Here is a 16510-nt window from a genome sequence, read left to right as displayed (position 1 = left end):
ATGAACGCAATGACTGATACCGATTTCCTGACCATCGCCGGCCGCCAGTACGCCTCGCGCCTGCTGGTCGGCAGCGGCAAGTACCGCGACCTGGCGCAGACGCGCGAGGCCACGCTGGCGGCGGGCGCCGAGATCGTCACGGTGGCGATCCGCCGCGTGAACATCGGCCAGGACCCGAACGCTCCCAGCCTGCTCGACGTGCTGCCCCCGGATGAATTCACCATCCTGCCCAACACCGCCGGCTGCTACACCGCCAAGGACGCGGTCTACACGCTGCAGATGGCGCGCGAGCTGCTGGGCGGGCGCAAGCTGGTCAAGCTGGAAGTGCTGGGCGACGAGAAGACCCTGTTCCCGCACATGCCGGAAACGCTCAAGGCCGCCGAGACGCTGGTGCGCGACGGCTTCGACGTGATGGTCTACTGCAGCGACGACCCGGTGCAGGCGCGCCTCCTGCAGGAGATCGGCTGCGTCGCCGTGATGCCACTGGCCTCGCTGATCGGCTCGGGCATGGGGATACTGAACCCCTGGAACCTGGGCCTGATCATCGAGCAGGCCACGGTGCCGGTGCTGGTCGACGCGGGCGTGGGCACCGCCTCGGATGCTGCCATCGCGATGGAACTCGGGTGCGACGGCGTGCTGATGAACAGCGCGATCGCGGCAGCGCGCGATCCGGTGCGCATGGCGCGCGCGATGCGCCATGCCGTCATTGCCGGCCGCGAAGCGTACCTGGCCGGTCGCATGCCGAAGCGTTTCACAGCTGCCCCCTCGTCGCCGCTGCAGGGCCTGGCCACCTGATGGTGCCGACGGTTCTGGTGTTCGCCGGGCTCGATCCCGGCGGCGGGGCGGGGCTAGCGGCGGACATTGCCGCCATCGGCGCCCTCGGCGGCCACGCGCTGCCGGTAGCGACCGCACTCACGGTGCAGGACAACAACCGGGTGCACGAGGTGCAGCCGGTCGACGCCGGCCTGATCCTTCGCCAGGCCGACGCCCTGATCGATTCCTGCAGCATCGACGCGGTCAAGATCGGCATCCCCGGCAGCCGCGAGAACGCGGCCGTCATCGCGCGACTGCTGCGCCAGCTGCGCGCCGCCGACCCGGGATTGCCGGTGGTGCTCGATCCGGTGCTGGCGAGCGGCCATGGCGATGCGCTCGGTACCGGCAACGCCATCGCCGCGCTGGCCGAGCTGCTGCCGCTGGCCACCGTCTTGGTGCCGAACCTGCCGGAAGCGCGGGCGCTCGGCGCCGTGCCCTGCGAGCACGTGCTGGTCACCGGCGGCCATGGCGAGGGTGAGCTCATCGTCAACCGCTGGCTGCGCGACGGTGTGGAGCAACGCGCCTGGCGCATGCCGCGCCTGCCGCACCACTACCACGGCAGCGGCTGCACGCTGGCGGCCGCCATCGCGGCGCGCCTGGCGCTGGGCGACACCATGAGCGAAGCCCTCGAGCACGCGCAGGACTACTGCCACCAGACCCTGGCGCACGCGTTCTGGATCGCCCCCGGTCAACGCATCCCGCGCCGTTTCCTCCATACCCACTGAAAGGACTCCCATGGACAAGCACCGCCTGCACGGCCTCTACCTCGTCACGCCCGACTGGGACGACACCGATTGCCTGCTGGCGGTGACCGGCACCGCGCTGGCCGCCGGCGCCGCCCTGGTGCAGTACCGGCACAAGAGCGCCAGCCCGTCACTGCGCGCGCAGCAGGCGGGCGCGCTGCTGGCGCTGTGCCGCCGCTACGGCCGGCCGCTCGTCATCAACGACCACCTCGAGCTGTGCCGCGACCTCGACGCCGACGGCGTGCACCTGGGCGGCACCGACGCTCCGATCGCCCATGCACGCGCGCTGCTCGGCCCCGACAAGATCGTCGGCGCTTCCTGCTACGGCGAGCTGAAACTGGCGGAAAGCGCCCAGCAGGCGGGCGCCAGCTACGTCGCCTTTGGGGGCTTCTATCCGTCCCCGGTGAAAAAATACAGCTTCGTCACCCCGCCCGAGCTGGTCGACGTCTGGCGCGACCGGGTCGCGCTGCCGATGGTGGTCATCGGCGGCATGACGCCGCAGAACGCCGCGCCGCTGGTGGCGCGCGGGGCCTCGATGGTGGCGGCGATCACCTCCGTGTATGCGGCCGAGGACCCGGATTACGCGGTGCGCGCATTCTGTGCGCTGTTCGGCCGCGCCGGTCCTACAATAGCGGGGTGATCCACTTTTGCCGCCAACCATGCGACCATTGCGCCTGCTGATCCATACGCGCCGCCATCCTTCCGCCATCCTGCTGCTGGTGCAGCTGCTCGGCATGCTGCTGTATCCCTTCATCGAGGGCGCACCGGCAGGGCACGCGGCCTTCAACGTGTTCGGCATCGTGGTGCTGTCGCTGACCATCCGCATGGTGCGGCGCACACCCGGCGAGACCTGGATCAGCGTGGCGCTCGGCGTACCGATCGTGATCCTGCTGGCGCTGCAATCCTTCTTCGACCTGCGCAGCGAGCTGCTGGCCTGGTCCTCGGCGCTGGAGGCGCTGTTCTACTTCTACGCTGCGGGCAGCCTGATCGCCTACATGATGGGCGACCGCCAGGCCACCACCGACGAACTGTTCGCCGCCGGCGCCACCTTCACCCTGCTGGCCTGGGCCTTCACCCACCTCTACCTGATGGTGCAGGAGTTGCAACCGGGGACTTTCGGGGCCGCCGTCAATGCGGCTGCGCCGCGCACCTGGAGCGAGCTGAATTACCTGAGCTTCGCGCTGCTCTCGAGTACCGGCATCGGCGACGTGATCCCGCTGACCGTACATGCGCGCGCCCTGTGCAGCATCGAGATGCTGGTCGGCGTCATGTACCTCGCCGCCGTGGTGGCGCGCCTGATCGGCTTCACCACCCAGGGCAAGGTCCACCGGCGCCACCCGAACACCTCGCGCGAATCCTGGGAAGAGGACTGAGGCTTACGCGGGCCGCATAGCTTGCGTCCCGCGCCCCGCTGGTTAAGCTTTCGATAAGACTCGTTCAGTATGTTGCGCCTGTCGCGCCATCACATAACGAGAACGATCTTGAGACCACGCACCATGCACCCCGCGCGCCGCATCGCGCGCGCCCTGAAAACCGGCATTGCCGGCCTGTTTGCCGTAGCGACCCTGTACCTGCTGGTGTGCGCGTTTCCCAAGCCGGTGTTCGCCTACCGCAGCACCTACCAGAACTACCAGATGTGGTCCGACCAGCCGATCCCGGGCGAGATCACCGATGTCCTCGACGACGTGACGCGGCGCCTGCGCACCTCGTCGCTGCACGACCGCGAGATGCCGGTCGAGATCTTCTTCTGCAACGAGCCCTGGCGCCTGTGGCTGTACGGGCGCGCCTTCAACGCGCGCATGGGCGGCGTGGCCGACGTCTGGCTGACCCGGCAGGTGTTCATCCGCGCCTCCGACATCCCCGCCAATCGCATCCTGCCGCCGGGGCCGCGGCCTATCGCCGATGCCGCCCAGCGTCCGCTGTCCTACTTCATCGCCCACGAAATCACCCACAGCGACGTCTCGCGCGCATTCGGCCGCACCGTCATGCTGCGCTATCCGCAATGGCTGCTGGAAGGCTATGCCGACTATGTCGGCAAGGGCGGCGATTTTGATTTCGAGGATAACCGCGCCCGCTTCATGGCGGGCGCGTGGGAGCTCGACCGCGACAGGAGTGGCCTGTACCGCGAGTACCACCTCAAGGTCGCCTACCTGCTCGACAAGAAGGGCTGGACGCTGCAGCAGGTGTTCGCGAACCCGCCCGACGAGCACGAGCTGGATGCCCGGCTGCGCGTGAATCCTTAATTCGACTCCGCCGGCGGCTGTTCGGGTTCAGGTGGCGCGTCCTGCGGCCGCTGGACCGGCGCCTCCGGTGGCCGCTCCTTGCGGAAGATCGTGGTCCCGTAGGTGAACTGGAAGCTCGCGGTACCCGGTGCGAAGGGTTTGGCCTTGCCTACCGCATCCTTCACGGCCTGATCCAGCCCGGGGTCGCCCGATGACTTCGCGACCTCGACGTCCAGCACCTTGCCGTCGCGGCCGAGCTTTACCTTATAGGTGCCGTTGTAGTCGCCCGGCTTGGCATCGGGCGCAGGCTTGAACTGCACCTTGGGCAGGTGTTTGCGCAGCAGATCGAGCGTCAGCGGCGCCGGCGCAGGTGCAGGCACACCCATGTCGGCCTGCGTGCGCTGCGCAGCACCCGGACGGGTCATGTCGCCGGTATAGCGCACTTCGAATTCGCGCGGCGTCTCGAGCGGGAAGGGCTTGGCGTTCCTCAGCGCGATGCCCACGGCCTGGTCGAAGCCCGGCTCTCCCGAGGTCTGCCAGTTCTGCACCCGCTCCACCTTGCCGTCGACATTGAGGAAGACCTTGTAGACCACCTCGAGGTCGCGCCGGTCCTTTCCCGGGGGCGGCGTGTAGCGGACCGTCGGCACGGCCTCGCGCAGGACGGCGTCCGCGATGCGCGGAACGCCGGAGGCCTGGTCGAAACGCTTGTAGGAAGCGGGGCGGGGCGTGTCCAGCTTGTCCTTATCCCGTCCCGAATTGAATATGCCGGCCAGCACGACCACCGCCAGGATGAAGATGCCGGCGCCATGCCGGGACAGGAAACTCTCTTCCGGCGGTGGCGGCTCCGCCCACGCTTCGCCTTCCAGCACGATCGGCGCTCCGCCCCACTCGCGGTAGACGCTGCGCCAGCGTTCCACGTTTTCCATGCCGGCGACGACTTCCATGAAGGCGGGGAAGCGGCCCAGTATGCGCTCGACGTCCTTCATCGCGGCGCGGATGCGCCGGGTGGACGGCAGCTCCTGCTGGCGCAGCATCTTGATGAGATCACGCATGCGCGCGCGGTCGGTCGCCTGCTGCGCGTCGAACAGCCGGCGCTCCTCGATCGCCTGGTCCAGCATGCGTCCGGCCTGGCCCAGCTGGCGTAGGCCGCGCGGATCTTCGGCCCAGCCGAAGGCTTCCTGGGCCGCGACGAACAACACCTCGTGTCCGGGACGCCAGCCGGAGGCGAGCAGGGAAGCGATGTAGGCCTCGAAGTAGATGCGCGCATCGATGTTGAACAGTTCTTCGTCCGCAAAGCGTGCTTCGATGGCGGCGCGCCAGGCAGCCACTTCGCCGTGCTTGGGCAGCACCACCAGTTTGCCGGCCGCTTCCAGGAAGCGGTGGTAGACAGTGGCGCCCAGCTGCGCCGCATCGGGCGGTTGTTCCCCCTCCACTTCGGGAGTGGACTCGGGTGCGCTCGCAAGGGGCGAAGGCGCGTCAGGCGTCGCGCCGTCGTCCGCGGGCGGCTCGGCGGACGCCTGCGCACCATCCTGCGCCAGTTTCCAGCGCGCCCAGTCGAGCGCCACCTCGTAGGCGTCGCGCAGGGCCTGGAAGGCGGCGGGGTCGAGCTCTTGGTCGATCTGCTTGAGCCGGCGCGCATAGGCACGCCGGATGTCGCGCTCCTGCGCGGATTCGTCGAGCCCGAGCGCGACGAGGAAATCGTAGGTCGACTCCATCGCGGCTCAGGACTCCGGCAGCAGGAAGCTCTGGTGGTCAAAATAATCGACCACTTCGCGGAAGGCCTTGGCCGCCGGCGCGATAATGCGCTGGTCCTGGGTTTCGAGAGCGGTCTCGAAGCGGGTGATCTCGCGCCCCAGCTGCTCGCGCGGCATGCCGCGCAGGTGCTGGTAAAGGCGCTCGGCGCGCGCCACAAGGGTACGGTTCTCGATCCGGTCGCGTGGATGGATCTTCAGTTCGGACAGGGCGCTGAAGCGCTGCGCGATCTCCTGCTCGCTGAGCAGGCCGGGATTGCCTTCGATGACGAGCGAGAACACCTCCCGGGTTGCAATCACCGTCGCTTCGACCTGCAGCAGGCCGTTGACGTCGTAGGTGAAGCGCACGTCGACGCCGCGGTCCTCGACGCCGCTGGGCAGGCGCACTTCCAGCTCGCCCAGCTTGATGTTGTCGCTGGCCATGCGCGCTTCGCCCTGGAACACCTGCAGCTCCACCACTTTCTGGTTGTCCTGGATCGGGTAGTAGCGCTTCACCCGGCTCACCGGGATCACGGTATTGCGTTCGATGATGGGGTCGAAGTGGCCGTGCGAGAACTGGTCGCCCGCGATGCGCACCGTGGTGCTCACGCCCAGCGAGTAGGGCGCCACGTCGGTCATCACCACCTCGTCGAGCGCGGCGTCGCGCATCTTCAGGCCGGCCTGCACCGCCGCGCCAAGGGCCACCACTTCGTCCGGGTTGATTTCGCAGGAGGGGAAGCGGCCGAACATGCGCGCCGCCATGCGGCGCACGATGGGCATGCGGGTCGCCCCACCGGCCAGCACGATGTTGTCGAGTTCCGCCAGCGGCAGTCTGGCGTCGCGCAGGGCGCGTTCGACCGGGCTGCGCAGGCGCGCCAGCAGCAGCGCGCAGTGCTTCTCGAAGGCCGCTTCGTCCAGCTCCATGCGGTATTCGTTCTCGCCGTCGCGCGCCTGGATCACGGTGCGCGGGGAGTCGCTGAGCGCGCGCTTGGCCTGCTCGACCTGAGCGCTCAGTCCCTGCATGAAGCGCGCGTCGCTGCGCAGCGCTTCCGGTACCTTCGCGGTCTCGAAGAAGCGGTCCACCAGGGTCGAGACGAAATCCTCGCCGCCCAGGTAGTTGTCGCCGGCCGAGGCGCGCACCTCCATGACGTTCTCGAACAGGTCCAGCACCGAGACGTCGAAGGTGCCGCCGCCCAGGTCGAACACGAGGAACTTGGATTCGCCGTCGCGCAGGTGGATGCCGTAGGCCAGGGCCGCCGCGGTAGGCTCGTTGAGCAGGCGCTCGACCTTTAGCCCAGCCAGCTGGCCGGCCGCGCGCGTGGCCTTGCGCTGGGCGTCGGAGAAGTAGGCGGGCACGGTGATCACGGCTTCCGTGACGGGCTGGTTCAGCGCCGCCTCGGCGTCTTCCTTCAGCGAGCGCAGCACCAGCGCCGACAGTTCTTCGGGCCGAAAGGCGCGCTTGCCGAGGTAGACCGTTTTGTCGCTGCCCATCATGCGCTTGAAGTTGGCGGCGCTGTGCTGCGGGTGTGTCTGCAGGCGCTCGCGCGCGGCGCGGCCGACCAGGATGCTGCCGTCTTCGTCGACGCTGACGCAGGACGGTGTCAGGACCTCGCCCAGGCTGTTGGGAATCAGGCGCGGCGCGCCGTTCTCCCATATGGCGATCAGGCTGTTCGTGGTTCCCAGGTCGATCCCGACGATCATCGTGTCCTCACCCTTTCATGGTCATGAATCGGTCGATCTTAACCCAAGCGCAGGCGGCTGCAAGACCGTGGCCGAGTATTTATCCGGCATGCATACGCGTGCTGTGACGGCATATGCATGCATATGCGCGGCCGGGCCGATACGTTGACCGCATCGGTCCGGCCGTGCGATATTGCCTTTCTTGCCAGTTCTTTGAAAGCAATCACATGCGTTCTTCGTTCCGTCCTCTCGTCTCCGCCCTCATCCTCGCGCTGGCCGTCAGCAGCTGCGCCCAGATCCCGACCGCCACCATCACGCCGGAAGCGCTGCGCACCCACGTGCAGTACCTCGCCTCCGACCAACTGGAAGGCCGCGGCACGCCATCGCGCGGACAGGACATGGCGACCGACTACATCGCGGCCCAGTTCCGCAAGGCGGGCCTGGAACCGGCAGGCGACGACGGCTACTTCCAGACCGCGAACTGGCAGTACGCCGAGCGTAAGGCCGGCGACGTGAACCTGAATATCACTGCCAACGGCAACACGGTCAGCGTGCCGGCTGGCGGGGCGACCGGCAACTTCCTCGATGCGGTCGCGCTGGCGAACACGCCGGCGGTGTTCATGAGTTGGAAGGACGCGCTGGAGAACAGTGAAGCGGCCAACGGCAAGGTGCTGGTGGTGCCGGCCGCGCCAGTGCCCGGCGCCGCGCGCCAGCTGCAGGAAAAACTCAAGAGCAAACCGGCACTGGTGATCATGCTCGACCGCGAGAAGCGCCATGGCGCCGGCACCGGCGGCTGGCTGGTCAATCCCGAACAGGCGGTGGTGAAGGGCGCACCGCCGGTGCTGGTCCTGCATGCGCCGAACCCGGCCGACATCCTCGAACGTGGCGGCGCAACGGTCAACGTGCAGGTCGCGGCGGCCAGCGTGCGGCCGGTCAAGCTGCGCAACGTGATCGGCGTGCTGCGCGGTTCCGACCCAAGCCTGAAGAACACCTACGTCCTGATGACGGCCCACCACGACCACGTCGGTATCCGCGACGGCGAGGTCTATAACGGCGCCAACGACGACGCCAGCGGCGTGGTGTCGGTGATCGAGGCCGCCAGCCAGCTGGCTTCGCGCAAGGAGCGTCCGCGCCGCAGCATCGTGTTCATGACCTTCTTCGGCGAAGAACTCGGCATGCTCGGTTCGAAATACTACGCGCGTCATCCGGTGTTTCCGCTGAAGGACACGGTGGTCAACATCAACCTCGAGCAGACCGGCCGCACCGACGACAGCGAAGGCAAGCAGGAAAACTCGATCGCGATGACCGGCTTCGATTTCTCGACCCTCGGCGGCATGCTCAAGAAGTCGGCCGACCAGACCGGCGTGCGCCTGTGGAAGCACGCATCCTTCAGCGACGCCTTCTTCTCGCGCGCCGACAACCAGTCGCTGGCCGACGTCGGCGTGCCGGCGCATACGCTGTCGGTGGCCTACGGCTTCCCCGACTACCACGGCAAGGACGACACCTGGGACAAGCTCGATTACGAGAACATGGCGCGCGTGACCCGCATGCTGGCGCAGGGCGTCTTCGACGTCGCCAACGACACGGCAAGCCCGGCCTGGACCGATGCACCGAAAGCAGCGAATTACGCAGCCAAGGGCCGCGCGCTGAAAGCCGCCAACTGATGGCGGAAATGCTGGTCCGCCGCCTGGGGCCGGAAGAGGGCGCGGCCTATCGCGCCGTCCGGCTGCGCGCGCTGGAGGATGCGCCGGACGCGTTCAGCGCTACCTTGCAGGAGGCGCTGGCACGGCCGCTGGAAGAATGGGACGCGCGCCTGGCACAGGCTGCCGTGTCGGGCATCGACTGCCCCCTTGGCGCCGAACGCGATGGAGAACTGGTCGGCCAGGCCTGGGCCAAGGTCGATGCGGACGACCCGGACACCGTCAACCTGTACCAGATGTGGGTGGCGCCGAAATGCCGCGGGCAGGGCGTGGCGGGCGCGCTACTGGCAGCCGCGATCGACTGGGCACGCGCACGCGGGGCCCGCACCGTCGGGCTGGGCGTGAACTGCGCCAACCCGCCCGCGATCGCCCTGTACGAGCGCGTGGGTTTCCGCATTCTCGGGGAGGCCTATCCGATGGCCGGGGCACCCGGGCGCATGGAATACGCGATGCGCCTGCAACTGGGCGCATGAAAAAAAAGGGACACCCGAGGGTGTCCCAAAGGACGCCCCCCGGGCGTCCTTTGTACTTGCAGCGCAAGGCTTAGTTACCGCAGCCCAGCGAAGCGATGCGGTCGCGTGCGGCCTTGGCCTGCACCAGGCCGAAGCCGTACTTGGTGTCGCGGCCGGCGGTGCCCAGGTCGAGCGCGCTCTTGGTGAGCGAAGCGCGCATCTGCGCCGCGGTGCAGGTCGGGAAGTAGCTCCACACCAGCGCCGCCACTGCCGACACGTGCGGGGTCGCCATCGAGGTGCCGTCGTAGTAGGCGTAGTTGCTGGCCTTGATGCCGACGGTCGCGCTCTGGCCCAGCTGGGCCTTCATCGCCGCGCCTTCGGTATCGGTGGCGGTGACCGACGGGATGCTGGTCACGGTGGTGCCCAGCGTGCCGCCGAAGGCGCCCGCCGCGTTGTTGTACACGACCGCGCCGACGCCGCCGCTGTTCTGGCAGTTGGTGACCTTGGTCGCGAAGTCCACGGTGCCGCGCTGGATCAGGCAGACCTTGCCCGAGACGGCGCTGTTGACCGCGTCGCCGATGCCGAAGTCGGCCAACGGTGCGGTGGCGACCTTGACCGGCGAGCCTTCCATCGCGCCCGGCGCGTAGGTGGTGGCGCCGACGGTCAGGACGGCGTCCTGGCCAGCGCCCATCGGGACGGTCGACAGCACGCCCACGCCCGGACCGGCCAGCTCGACCTTGGTGTTGTACTGCGAGAAGGTCGCCCACTGCTTGTTCTCGTCGACGGCGCCGACCATGATCACGCTGGTGTAGCCGGCCGGGTAGGAAACCACGGTGTTGCCGTCATTGCCGGCAGCGGCGATGCTCAGGACGCCCTTGGAATACAGGCTGTCGAAGGCTTTCTGCTCCGTCATGCTGCGCGCACCGCCACCCAGCGACATGCTGATCACGTTGGCGCCGGCGGCGCCGCACTTGTTGGCGGCCGAGGCGAGGGTCGACGAATAGGCCCAGCCGTCCTTGCCGAACACCTTCACGATGTGCAGCTTGAGCTGCTTGTTGGCGTTCACGCCGACCACGCCGGTGCCGCTGTTGTTGATGGCGGCGATGGTGCCGGCCACGTGGGTGCCGTGGTGGTTCTCGTCGGTGTACCACCAGCCGGTGCCGGCGTCGTATTCGCCGGTCACGTTGTTGGCCGACAGATCCTCATGGTTGCGGTCGTAGCCGGAGTCGATGATGCAGACCTTGCGGTTGGCGGCGGCGCTGTCGGACAGCAGATCGGCCTGCACCTGCTTGATGCCGTAGGGGACCAGCTGGCCCGACAGATAGGGGGTGCCGGTCGATGGGGACGTGAGGGCGAAGGGCTTGCGGATCACGTCCTCTTCGATGTATTCGACGTTCGGGTTGTTCTCCAGTCCCTTCAGCGCGACCGCCGGGACTTCGATGGCCATGGCGTTCATACCGAAGATGTCGTGCTTGACCGCGCCCTTGCTTGCTGCGACCACCGACTTCACCTTGGCGGCCGTGCCCGGCTTGAAGGCGACGATGACGCGGGTGGTGTCGGGTGCTGCGGCCTGTGCGTTACCAAAGGCGCCGGCGGCCACCAGGGCTGCCAGGCAAACGCGGAGGGAAGATGCGCGAGTGTTTTTGTCTACCATTACTATTCTCCGTTTAAAAACAAAGTATTACGCCTTGGCTCTGTAGGCCTCGTGCGCTTATGAATCCGCCTTGTAGGCGGTGAAATTAGTGTATTTCAAACACATCAATATATGCATGCTGAATTCAATTGTGCGTACGAAATTTTGATCAAGCGCAGTTTTCTGACGGCTTTCTGTCACGAGCTAACGGTTTCTTAACGCCGCGGCCTTTTTGGCGTGTTACTTTTTTCCCCAAACACCCTCCGCAAGTCCCCCGGCTCTCTCCCTTTCTTCCCTAATGCAGAAGCGCGCCACACGCAGGCGCACTCCTTGTTATCATTTCAAACTTTATGACGTAGCAAGCATGGCGTAACCTGTCAATACGCCGGCTCCGGTTCAGGAAGGGAACACATGAAGACCAAGGCTGCAGTTGCATGGAAGGCGGGCCATCCGCTCACGATCGAGGAAGTCGAACTCGAAGGCCCGAAGGCCGGCGAGGTTCTGGTCGAAGTCAAGGCCACGGGCATCTGCCACACCGACTACTACACCCTGTCGGGCGCCGATCCGGAAGGCCTGTTCCCGGCCATCCTCGGCCATGAGGGCGCGGGCGTGGTGGTGGACGTCGGCCCTGGTGTGACCAGCCTGCGCAAGGACGACCACGTCATCCCGCTGTACACGCCCGAATGCCGCCAGTGCAAATTCTGCCTGTCGCAGAAGACCAACCTGTGCCAGGCGATCCGCTCGACGCAAGGCCGCGGCCTGATGCCGGATGCGACCAGCCGCTTTTCGCTGGACGGCAAGCCGCTGTACCACTACATGGGCACCTCGACCTTCTCGAACTACATCGTGGTGCCGGAGATCGCGCTGGCCAAGGTGCGCTCGGATGCGCCCTTCGACAAGATCTGCTACATCGGCTGCGGCGTCACCACCGGCATCGGCGCCGTGATCTTCACGGCGAAAGTGGAGGCGGGCGCCAACGTGGTGGTGTTCGGCCTGGGCGGCATCGGCCTGAACGTGATCCAGGCGGCCAAGATGGTCGGCGCCGACAAGATCATCGGCGTGGACCTGAACCCGGAGCGCGAAGCGATGGCGCGCAAGTTCGGCATGACCCACTTCATCAACCCGACCAAGGTCGAAAACGTGGTCGACACCATCGTCCAGCTGACCGACGGCGGCGCCGACTACAGCTTCGAATGCGTGGGCAACGTCACCACCATGCGCCAGGCGCTGGAGTGCTGCCACAAGGGCTGGGGCCAGTCGATCATCATCGGCGTGGCGGCGGCCGGCCAGGAAATCTCGACCCGTCCGTTCCAGCTGGTGACGGGCCGGGTCTGGAAGGGCTCCGCTTTCGGTGGAGCGCGCGGCCGCACCGATGTGCCGAAGATCGTCGACTGGTACATGGAAAACAAGATCAACATCGACGACCTGATCACCCACCACCTGCCGCTCGAGCGCATCAACGACGGCTTCGACTTGATGAAGTCGGGCGAGTCGATCCGCTCTGTCGTCGTCTTCTGATTCTCGAAGCGGGCCGCCATGGTCCGCTCGACTGCATCCTCCACGCGGCCTCGGGCCGCGTTTTTCATTCTGTACCGCCGATTTTGCCGCCTGTCGCACCGCGCTGGCCGGCGCACGCCTGTGCGCTTACTCTGCAAGCTCCCCCGGCCCCGTCCGTCGCAAAGTAGAAAAAAAGTTCTAGACAAATCTATCTAGAACTTTTAATCTAGTTGCCAACGGTGGTGCTGAAGCCAACCGAACGGAGACCTGATGAACGCGTTGCTGGATGTTGCCGCACCGGCCCTGGCCTGGGCACTGATCGATTTCCTGTGGCAGGGACTGCTGGTCGGCTGGGCTTGCGCGCTGCTGCTGGCGCTGATGCGCAAGGCAAGTCCACAGGCGCGCTATGCGGTCGCTTGCGCAGCCCTGTTGCTGTGCGCGGCGCTGCCGCTGGCCGGCACCGTGCAGCGCGTGCTGGATGCCGATACCGGTCCAGTGACCACCATGCTGCCGGTGACGGTGGCGGGGCAGGTGAGCGGCGCGGTCGCTGCGGTGCCGGCAATCGCAATCGATGCCGGCCGCTTCGCCGGCTGGGAAATGGCCCTGGAAGAGCGCCTGCCCCTGGTGGTGCTGTTCTGGTCGCTCGGCGCCGGGCTGCTGGCGCTGCGCATGGTGCTGGGCCTGGCCTGGGTGCGCCGGCGCAGCCGTGCCGGCCAGTACCGGGTCGACCCGGCCTGGCAGGCGCGGCTGGAGCGGATGGCGCAGGGCATGGGCATCGTCCGCCGCGTCACGCTGGGCCTCGTCGACGATTTGACCAGTCCGGTGACGGCCGGCTGGTGGCGTCCGGTGGTGCTGGTGCCGGCCTCGCTGGTGTCGGGCATGCCGCCGCAGCTGCTGGAAGCGCTGCTGGCCCACGAGCTGGCCCATGTACGCCGTTGTGATTACGTAGTGAATTTGATTCAAAGCGCGATCGAGATCCTGCTGTTCTACCACCCGGCCGTATGGTGGCTGTCGAACCGGATCCGCGAAGAGCGCGAACAGATTGCAGATGATGTAGCCGCAAGCACGCTTGGCGAACCGCGGCGCCTGGCACTTGCATTGTCCGAACTGGACCTGTTCCAGTTCACCCCGCAACTTGCCCAAGCAGCACATGGAGGAAAGCTTATGTCCCGCATCAAACGCCTGGTTCGCCCTGAAGCCGAACCGCTGAACTGGAAACTCGCCCTGCCGATTCTCGGACTGGCCACCGCCGCGGCCTTCTATTCCTGGTCCGCGCCGGTCCAGGCCGCCGCCGAGCAGCCGGCGCCGCAGGCCGCGCCTGTCGCACGTCCGGACGCCGAGCCGACGGCGGGGCCTACCGCCGTCCGCCGTGTGGTGCGCAAGGAAGGCAGGGAAGATCCCTACGCCGTCGTCCGCGCCAACGACAAGAACACGACCATGAGCGGCAGCAGCGACGACTGGGCCGAGATCAAGGCAGCCAAGCAGCGCATCGGCGGCGACTTCCTGTGGTTCCGCGAAGGCGGCCAGGCGTATTACATCCAGGACGCCAACGTGCTGGCCAAGGTCGATGCGGCCTGGGCGCCGATGAACAAGCTGGGCGCGCAGATGGACGTCCTTGGCAAGGAAATGGACGTGCACGGCAAGAAGATGGATGCGCTCGGCAAGGAAATGGATACCGCGGCGAAGGGCTTCAAGCCGGACGAGACCAAGCTGCGCGCCATCGAAGGCCGCATGAAGACCCTGGGCGACGAGATGGAATCGCTCGGCAAGCAGCTGGGGGCGACCGACAGCATCAAGGAACGCGACCGTATCCAGCGCCGCATGAGCGAAGTCGGCCAGCAGATGTCGGTGGCGGGTAGCGAGATGGGCGCGGTGCACAACGAGCCGGGCATGCGTCAGGCGCAGAAATCGATGGACCAGATCGGCCGCCGCATGGGCGAGGCCGGCAAGCCGATGGATGCACTTGGCAAGAAGATGGGCGTGCTCGGTAAGGAGATGGAGCGCGAGAGCAAGGAAGCCGATAAGACGGTGCGCGCCCTGATCCGCGATGCGCGTGAGAAAGGTTTGGCGAAGCCGGTGCCGCAGGCGGGCTGAACCCGCCTGCGGGGCAGCCTTGCTGCGCACGCAAGAAAAAAGGCCTGCCGCATCGACTGCGGCAGGCCTTTTTTTACCAAACGGTCAAAAACCGCCCAGCTGCGATATTAATGTTGGGCGATCTGGCCGCGCCATGCTCCGGTTTCCGAGCCACGCTTTTCCAGCAGTTCCTTGAAGTTCTGCAGGTTGCCGCGCAGTTCCATGCGCACGGCGCCGAGTGCGTCGCCCACGGATTCGAGCGCGTTTTCCGGCTCGTAATCCATCTGGACGGTGACGCGGCAGCAGGTGTCCGAGATCTTGTGGAAGTCAGCGACGCCGCCGTTCTTCACGCCGGTGACGCTGCGCCATGCGATGCGCTTGTCCGGGATCTGTTCGGTGATTTCGGCATCCCACTGTTTCTCTTCGCCCGCCACGTTGGCGCGCCAGTGCAGGTGCTTGTCGTCCAGCTGACGGATTTCCTTCACGCTCTTCATGAACTGCGGGAAGTCCTCGAACTGCGTCCACTGGTTGTACGCGGTCTTGACCGGGACGTTGATCTCGATCGTTTCGGTCACGGACGAGCTGGCGCCAAAACCCTGGCGATTTTGTTTCAGTTTTTTGGACAGCATCATGCCGCCGACGGCAAGCGCGGCAACGGTAACTACGCGGTTCAGCATAAGAATTCTCCTTTGGGTAAGAAATCCTTCCACACGCAAAAAGTGTCTGGCCCGAAACGTGGCATGCGGAAGATAAGGCTTCGGTACGATATGGTCCTGCGGGCCACGCGATGTGTCGCGAATCTCTTTTTAAAATAAGCGAAAAGACAATCGGGCGGCGCGCGAAAGGATGGGCCGCTTATACTGTTGAGTCTGTTGTTGGCTGCCAGAAAGGAGACCAAGATGAACTTACAGGGAGGTTGTTTCTGCGGTGCAGTTCGCTACACCGTGACAGGCGAAATTTTCAACAACACCTTGTGCCATTGCACCGACTGCCGCCGGATTTCCGGCGCGCCGGCACTGGCCTGGTTCAGCGCGCGCCGCGCCGACTTTCGCTATACCAAGGGCGAGCCGCAACGCTTCGCTTCAAGCGAGCACGTACTGCGCGGTTTTTGCCCACAATGCGGCACCACGCTCACCTTCGAGGATGCGCGCTGGCCGGAAGAGCTCGACATCACCAGCGCCAGCCTGGACGATCCCGAGCAGGCGCCGCCGGGCGACCACACCTTCGTGCGCAGCCGCCTGCGCTGGATGGACTTGCACGATGGCCTGCCGGAATATCCAACTACCCGGTCGGCAGGCCGCTAGACCTGGGGCAGTCAGCGCCGCATCGCCCCCTGGTCGCTCAGCTGAGCCTGCGTGTGCACCATATTGGCTTCGAAGGACTGCATCTGCAGCCCCACCGATGTCATGTCCACGCCGGAACCGTCGATGCGCGGGAACAGCTCGTTTTCCTCTTCCTGGATGTGCGCCGAGACCGCACTGATCAGTTCGCGCATCAGGGCGTCGCTGTGGGCATCCCCCAGCGACATGCCGTCCAGCGTCGCCAGCAGGTCGTCGACCTTCTGGTGATCCTGCTCGAAATGCTTGATCAGCGCCTCGTCGATGCAGCGCACCGCCGGGTAGAACACGGACTCCTCTAACCGCGAATGCATGTGCAGGGCCTGCAGGATCTGCTTCCCGGCCTGCATCTTCACTTCCTGGCTGTCGCTGTTCAGGTATTTGTCACTGAGTGAGCGCACCATGTCGTGGTCGCGCACCAGGGCCTCGGTTGGCCGGTCGACCGGGAATGCCCCCGGTGCGCCCATGCCTGGATCTTTGCTGCTTGCCATGTCACCCTCCGATTTGTGTTGTGCATGCGGCAACGGCGTCCTGCCGCCACCTGGTCTTCCAGACTAGCGCGGATGCGGCGAAGTGCAATGCCAACTCGGTACGGAAGGTGGCAATTGTTGCATAGCTGGATGGGCATAC

15 protein-coding genes are annotated in these 16510 nt (G+C 66.1%); 10 read left to right on the top strand and 5 right to left on the bottom strand.

The annotated features are described in order from the left end of the window. The 5 genes from GV068_RS05960 (at window position 1) to GV068_RS05940 (ending at window position 3799) form a co-directional block, all read left to right on the top strand. Window positions 1–795 carry a thiazole synthase gene (locus tag GV068_RS05960; RefSeq protein ID WP_159696461.1) on the top strand — a complete coding sequence of 265 codons (795 nt, stop codon included), beginning with the start codon at window positions 1–3 and terminating at the stop codon, window positions 793–795. After that, window positions 795–1538: a hydroxymethylpyrimidine/phosphomethylpyrimidine kinase gene (locus GV068_RS05955; protein ID WP_159696460.1), complete on the top strand. Its 744-nt coding sequence runs from the start codon at window positions 795–797 to the stop codon at window positions 1536–1538. The genes GV068_RS05960 and GV068_RS05955 overlap by 1 nt, the downstream gene beginning before the upstream one ends. 25 nt (window positions 1539–1563) lie before the next feature. Beyond that, window positions 1564–2196, top strand: a complete 633-nt coding sequence (gene thiE, locus GV068_RS05950) for a thiamine phosphate synthase (protein WP_159704646.1) — start codon at window positions 1564–1566, stop codon at window positions 2194–2196. Between the two features lie 19 nt (window positions 2197–2215). Then, window positions 2216–2929 carry an ion channel gene (locus tag GV068_RS05945; RefSeq protein WP_159696459.1) on the top strand — a complete coding sequence of 238 codons (714 nt, stop codon included), beginning with the start codon at window positions 2216–2218 and terminating at the stop codon, window positions 2927–2929. A 108-nt stretch (window positions 2930–3037) separates the two neighbouring features. Further along, the gene (locus tag GV068_RS05940; RefSeq protein WP_159696458.1) at window positions 3038–3799 is read left to right on the top strand and encodes a hypothetical protein; all 762 of its coding nucleotides are present in this window, start codon (window positions 3038–3040) and stop codon (window positions 3797–3799) included. On the opposite strand, the gene GV068_RS05935 is transcribed toward GV068_RS05940, so the two are convergent. Beyond that, entirely contained in the window at window positions 3796–5493 is a 1698-nt protein-coding gene (locus tag GV068_RS05935) for a TonB family protein (protein ID WP_159696457.1), read from the bottom strand. The two genes, GV068_RS05940 and GV068_RS05935, sit on opposite strands and share 4 nt — an antisense overlap. Window positions 5494–5499: 6 nt before the next feature. After that, entirely contained in the window at window positions 5500–7209 is a 1710-nt protein-coding gene (locus tag GV068_RS05930) for a molecular chaperone HscC (RefSeq protein ID WP_159696456.1), read from the bottom strand. A gap of 206 nt (window positions 7210–7415) precedes the next feature. Between GV068_RS05930 and GV068_RS05925 the strand changes: the two genes are divergently transcribed. Together GV068_RS05925 and GV068_RS05920 are read left to right on the top strand one after the other, a co-directional pair. Beyond that, window positions 7416–8852 (top strand): M28 family peptidase, encoded by a 1437-nt coding sequence (locus tag GV068_RS05925; protein ID WP_159696455.1) that lies wholly within the window; start codon window positions 7416–7418, stop codon window positions 8850–8852. Next, window positions 8852–9361, top strand: a complete 510-nt coding sequence (locus tag GV068_RS05920; RefSeq protein ID WP_159696454.1) for a GNAT family N-acetyltransferase — start codon at window positions 8852–8854, stop codon at window positions 9359–9361. Before GV068_RS05925 ends, GV068_RS05920 begins: the two co-directional genes overlap by 1 nt. A gap of 70 nt (window positions 9362–9431) precedes the next feature. Here GV068_RS05920 and GV068_RS05915 read toward each other — a convergent pair whose 3' ends face one another. Further along, window positions 9432–10994, bottom strand: coding sequence for a S8 family serine peptidase (locus GV068_RS05915; RefSeq protein ID WP_159696453.1), 1563 nt, complete (start codon window positions 10992–10994; stop codon window positions 9432–9434). Window positions 10995–11384: 390 nt separating this feature from the next. Between GV068_RS05915 and GV068_RS05910 the strand changes: the two genes are divergently transcribed. Together GV068_RS05910 and GV068_RS05905 are read left to right on the top strand one after the other, a co-directional pair. Next, window positions 11385–12491, top strand: a complete 1107-nt coding sequence (locus tag GV068_RS05910; protein WP_159696452.1) for an S-(hydroxymethyl)glutathione dehydrogenase/class III alcohol dehydrogenase — start codon at window positions 11385–11387, stop codon at window positions 12489–12491. Between the two features lie 249 nt (window positions 12492–12740). Continuing rightward, window positions 12741–14564, top strand: coding sequence for a M56 family metallopeptidase (locus tag GV068_RS05905; RefSeq protein ID WP_159696451.1), 1824 nt, complete (start codon window positions 12741–12743; stop codon window positions 14562–14564). 107 nt (window positions 14565–14671) lie between these two features. On the opposite strand, the gene GV068_RS05900 is transcribed toward GV068_RS05905, so the two are convergent. Further along, on the bottom strand, window positions 14672–15220 hold the full coding sequence (locus GV068_RS05900; RefSeq protein ID WP_159696450.1) for an SRPBCC family protein: 549 nt from the start codon (window positions 15218–15220) through the stop codon (window positions 14672–14674). A 267-nt stretch (window positions 15221–15487) separates the two neighbouring features. Here GV068_RS05900 and GV068_RS05895 point away from each other — a divergent pair, with 267 nt between their 5' ends. Continuing rightward, complete coding sequence (locus GV068_RS05895; RefSeq protein ID WP_229463794.1) at window positions 15488–15847, top strand: GFA family protein; 360 nt, start codon at window positions 15488–15490, stop codon at window positions 15845–15847. Window positions 15848–15858: 11 nt separating this feature from the next. On the opposite strand, the gene GV068_RS05890 is transcribed toward GV068_RS05895, so the two are convergent. Then, window positions 15859–16371, bottom strand: coding sequence for a hemerythrin domain-containing protein (locus tag GV068_RS05890; protein WP_159696448.1), 513 nt, complete (start codon window positions 16369–16371; stop codon window positions 15859–15861). Between the last annotated feature and the right edge of the window lie 139 nt (window positions 16372–16510).

Source organism: Massilia sp. 9I (genome assembly GCF_902506415.1).
GTDB lineage: Bacteria > Pseudomonadota > Gammaproteobacteria > Burkholderiales > Burkholderiaceae_D > Telluria.
This window is presented reverse-complemented; position numbering and strand designations above follow the sequence as displayed.

What these genes read in the sequence shown, in the direction of transcription:
- GV068_RS05955 (WP_159696460.1), top strand. Translation starts at nt 795, where the DNA reads ATGGTGCCGACGGTTCTGGTGTTCGCCGGGCTCGATCCCGGCGGCGGG.
- GV068_RS05920 (WP_159696454.1), top strand. Translation starts at nt 8,852, where the DNA reads ATGGCGGAAATGCTGGTCCGCCGCCTGGGGCCGGAAGAGGGCGCGGCC.
- GV068_RS05905 (WP_159696451.1), top strand. Translation starts at nt 12,741, where the DNA reads ATGAACGCGTTGCTGGATGTTGCCGCACCGGCCCTGGCCTGGGCACTG.
- GV068_RS05900 (WP_159696450.1), bottom strand. Translation starts at nt 15,220, where the DNA reads ATGCTGAACCGCGTAGTTACCGTTGCCGCGCTTGCCGTCGGCGGCATG.
- GV068_RS05910 (WP_159696452.1), top strand. Translation starts at nt 11,385, where the DNA reads ATGAAGACCAAGGCTGCAGTTGCATGGAAGGCGGGCCATCCGCTCACG.
- GV068_RS05945 (WP_159696459.1), top strand. Translation starts at nt 2,216, where the DNA reads ATGCGACCATTGCGCCTGCTGATCCATACGCGCCGCCATCCTTCCGCC.
- GV068_RS05935 (WP_159696457.1), bottom strand. Translation starts at nt 5,493, where the DNA reads ATGGAGTCGACCTACGATTTCCTCGTCGCGCTCGGGCTCGACGAATCC.
- GV068_RS05960 (WP_159696461.1), top strand. Translation starts at nt 1, where the DNA reads ATGAACGCAATGACTGATACCGATTTCCTGACCATCGCCGGCCGCCAG.
- GV068_RS05915 (WP_159696453.1), bottom strand. Translation starts at nt 10,994, where the DNA reads ATGGTAGACAAAAACACTCGCGCATCTTCCCTCCGCGTTTGCCTGGCA.
- GV068_RS05925 (WP_159696455.1), top strand. Translation starts at nt 7,416, where the DNA reads ATGCGTTCTTCGTTCCGTCCTCTCGTCTCCGCCCTCATCCTCGCGCTG.
- GV068_RS05930 (WP_159696456.1), bottom strand. Translation starts at nt 7,209, where the DNA reads ATGATCGTCGGGATCGACCTGGGAACCACGAACAGCCTGATCGCCATA.
- GV068_RS05890 (WP_159696448.1), bottom strand. Translation starts at nt 16,371, where the DNA reads ATGGCAAGCAGCAAAGATCCAGGCATGGGCGCACCGGGGGCATTCCCG.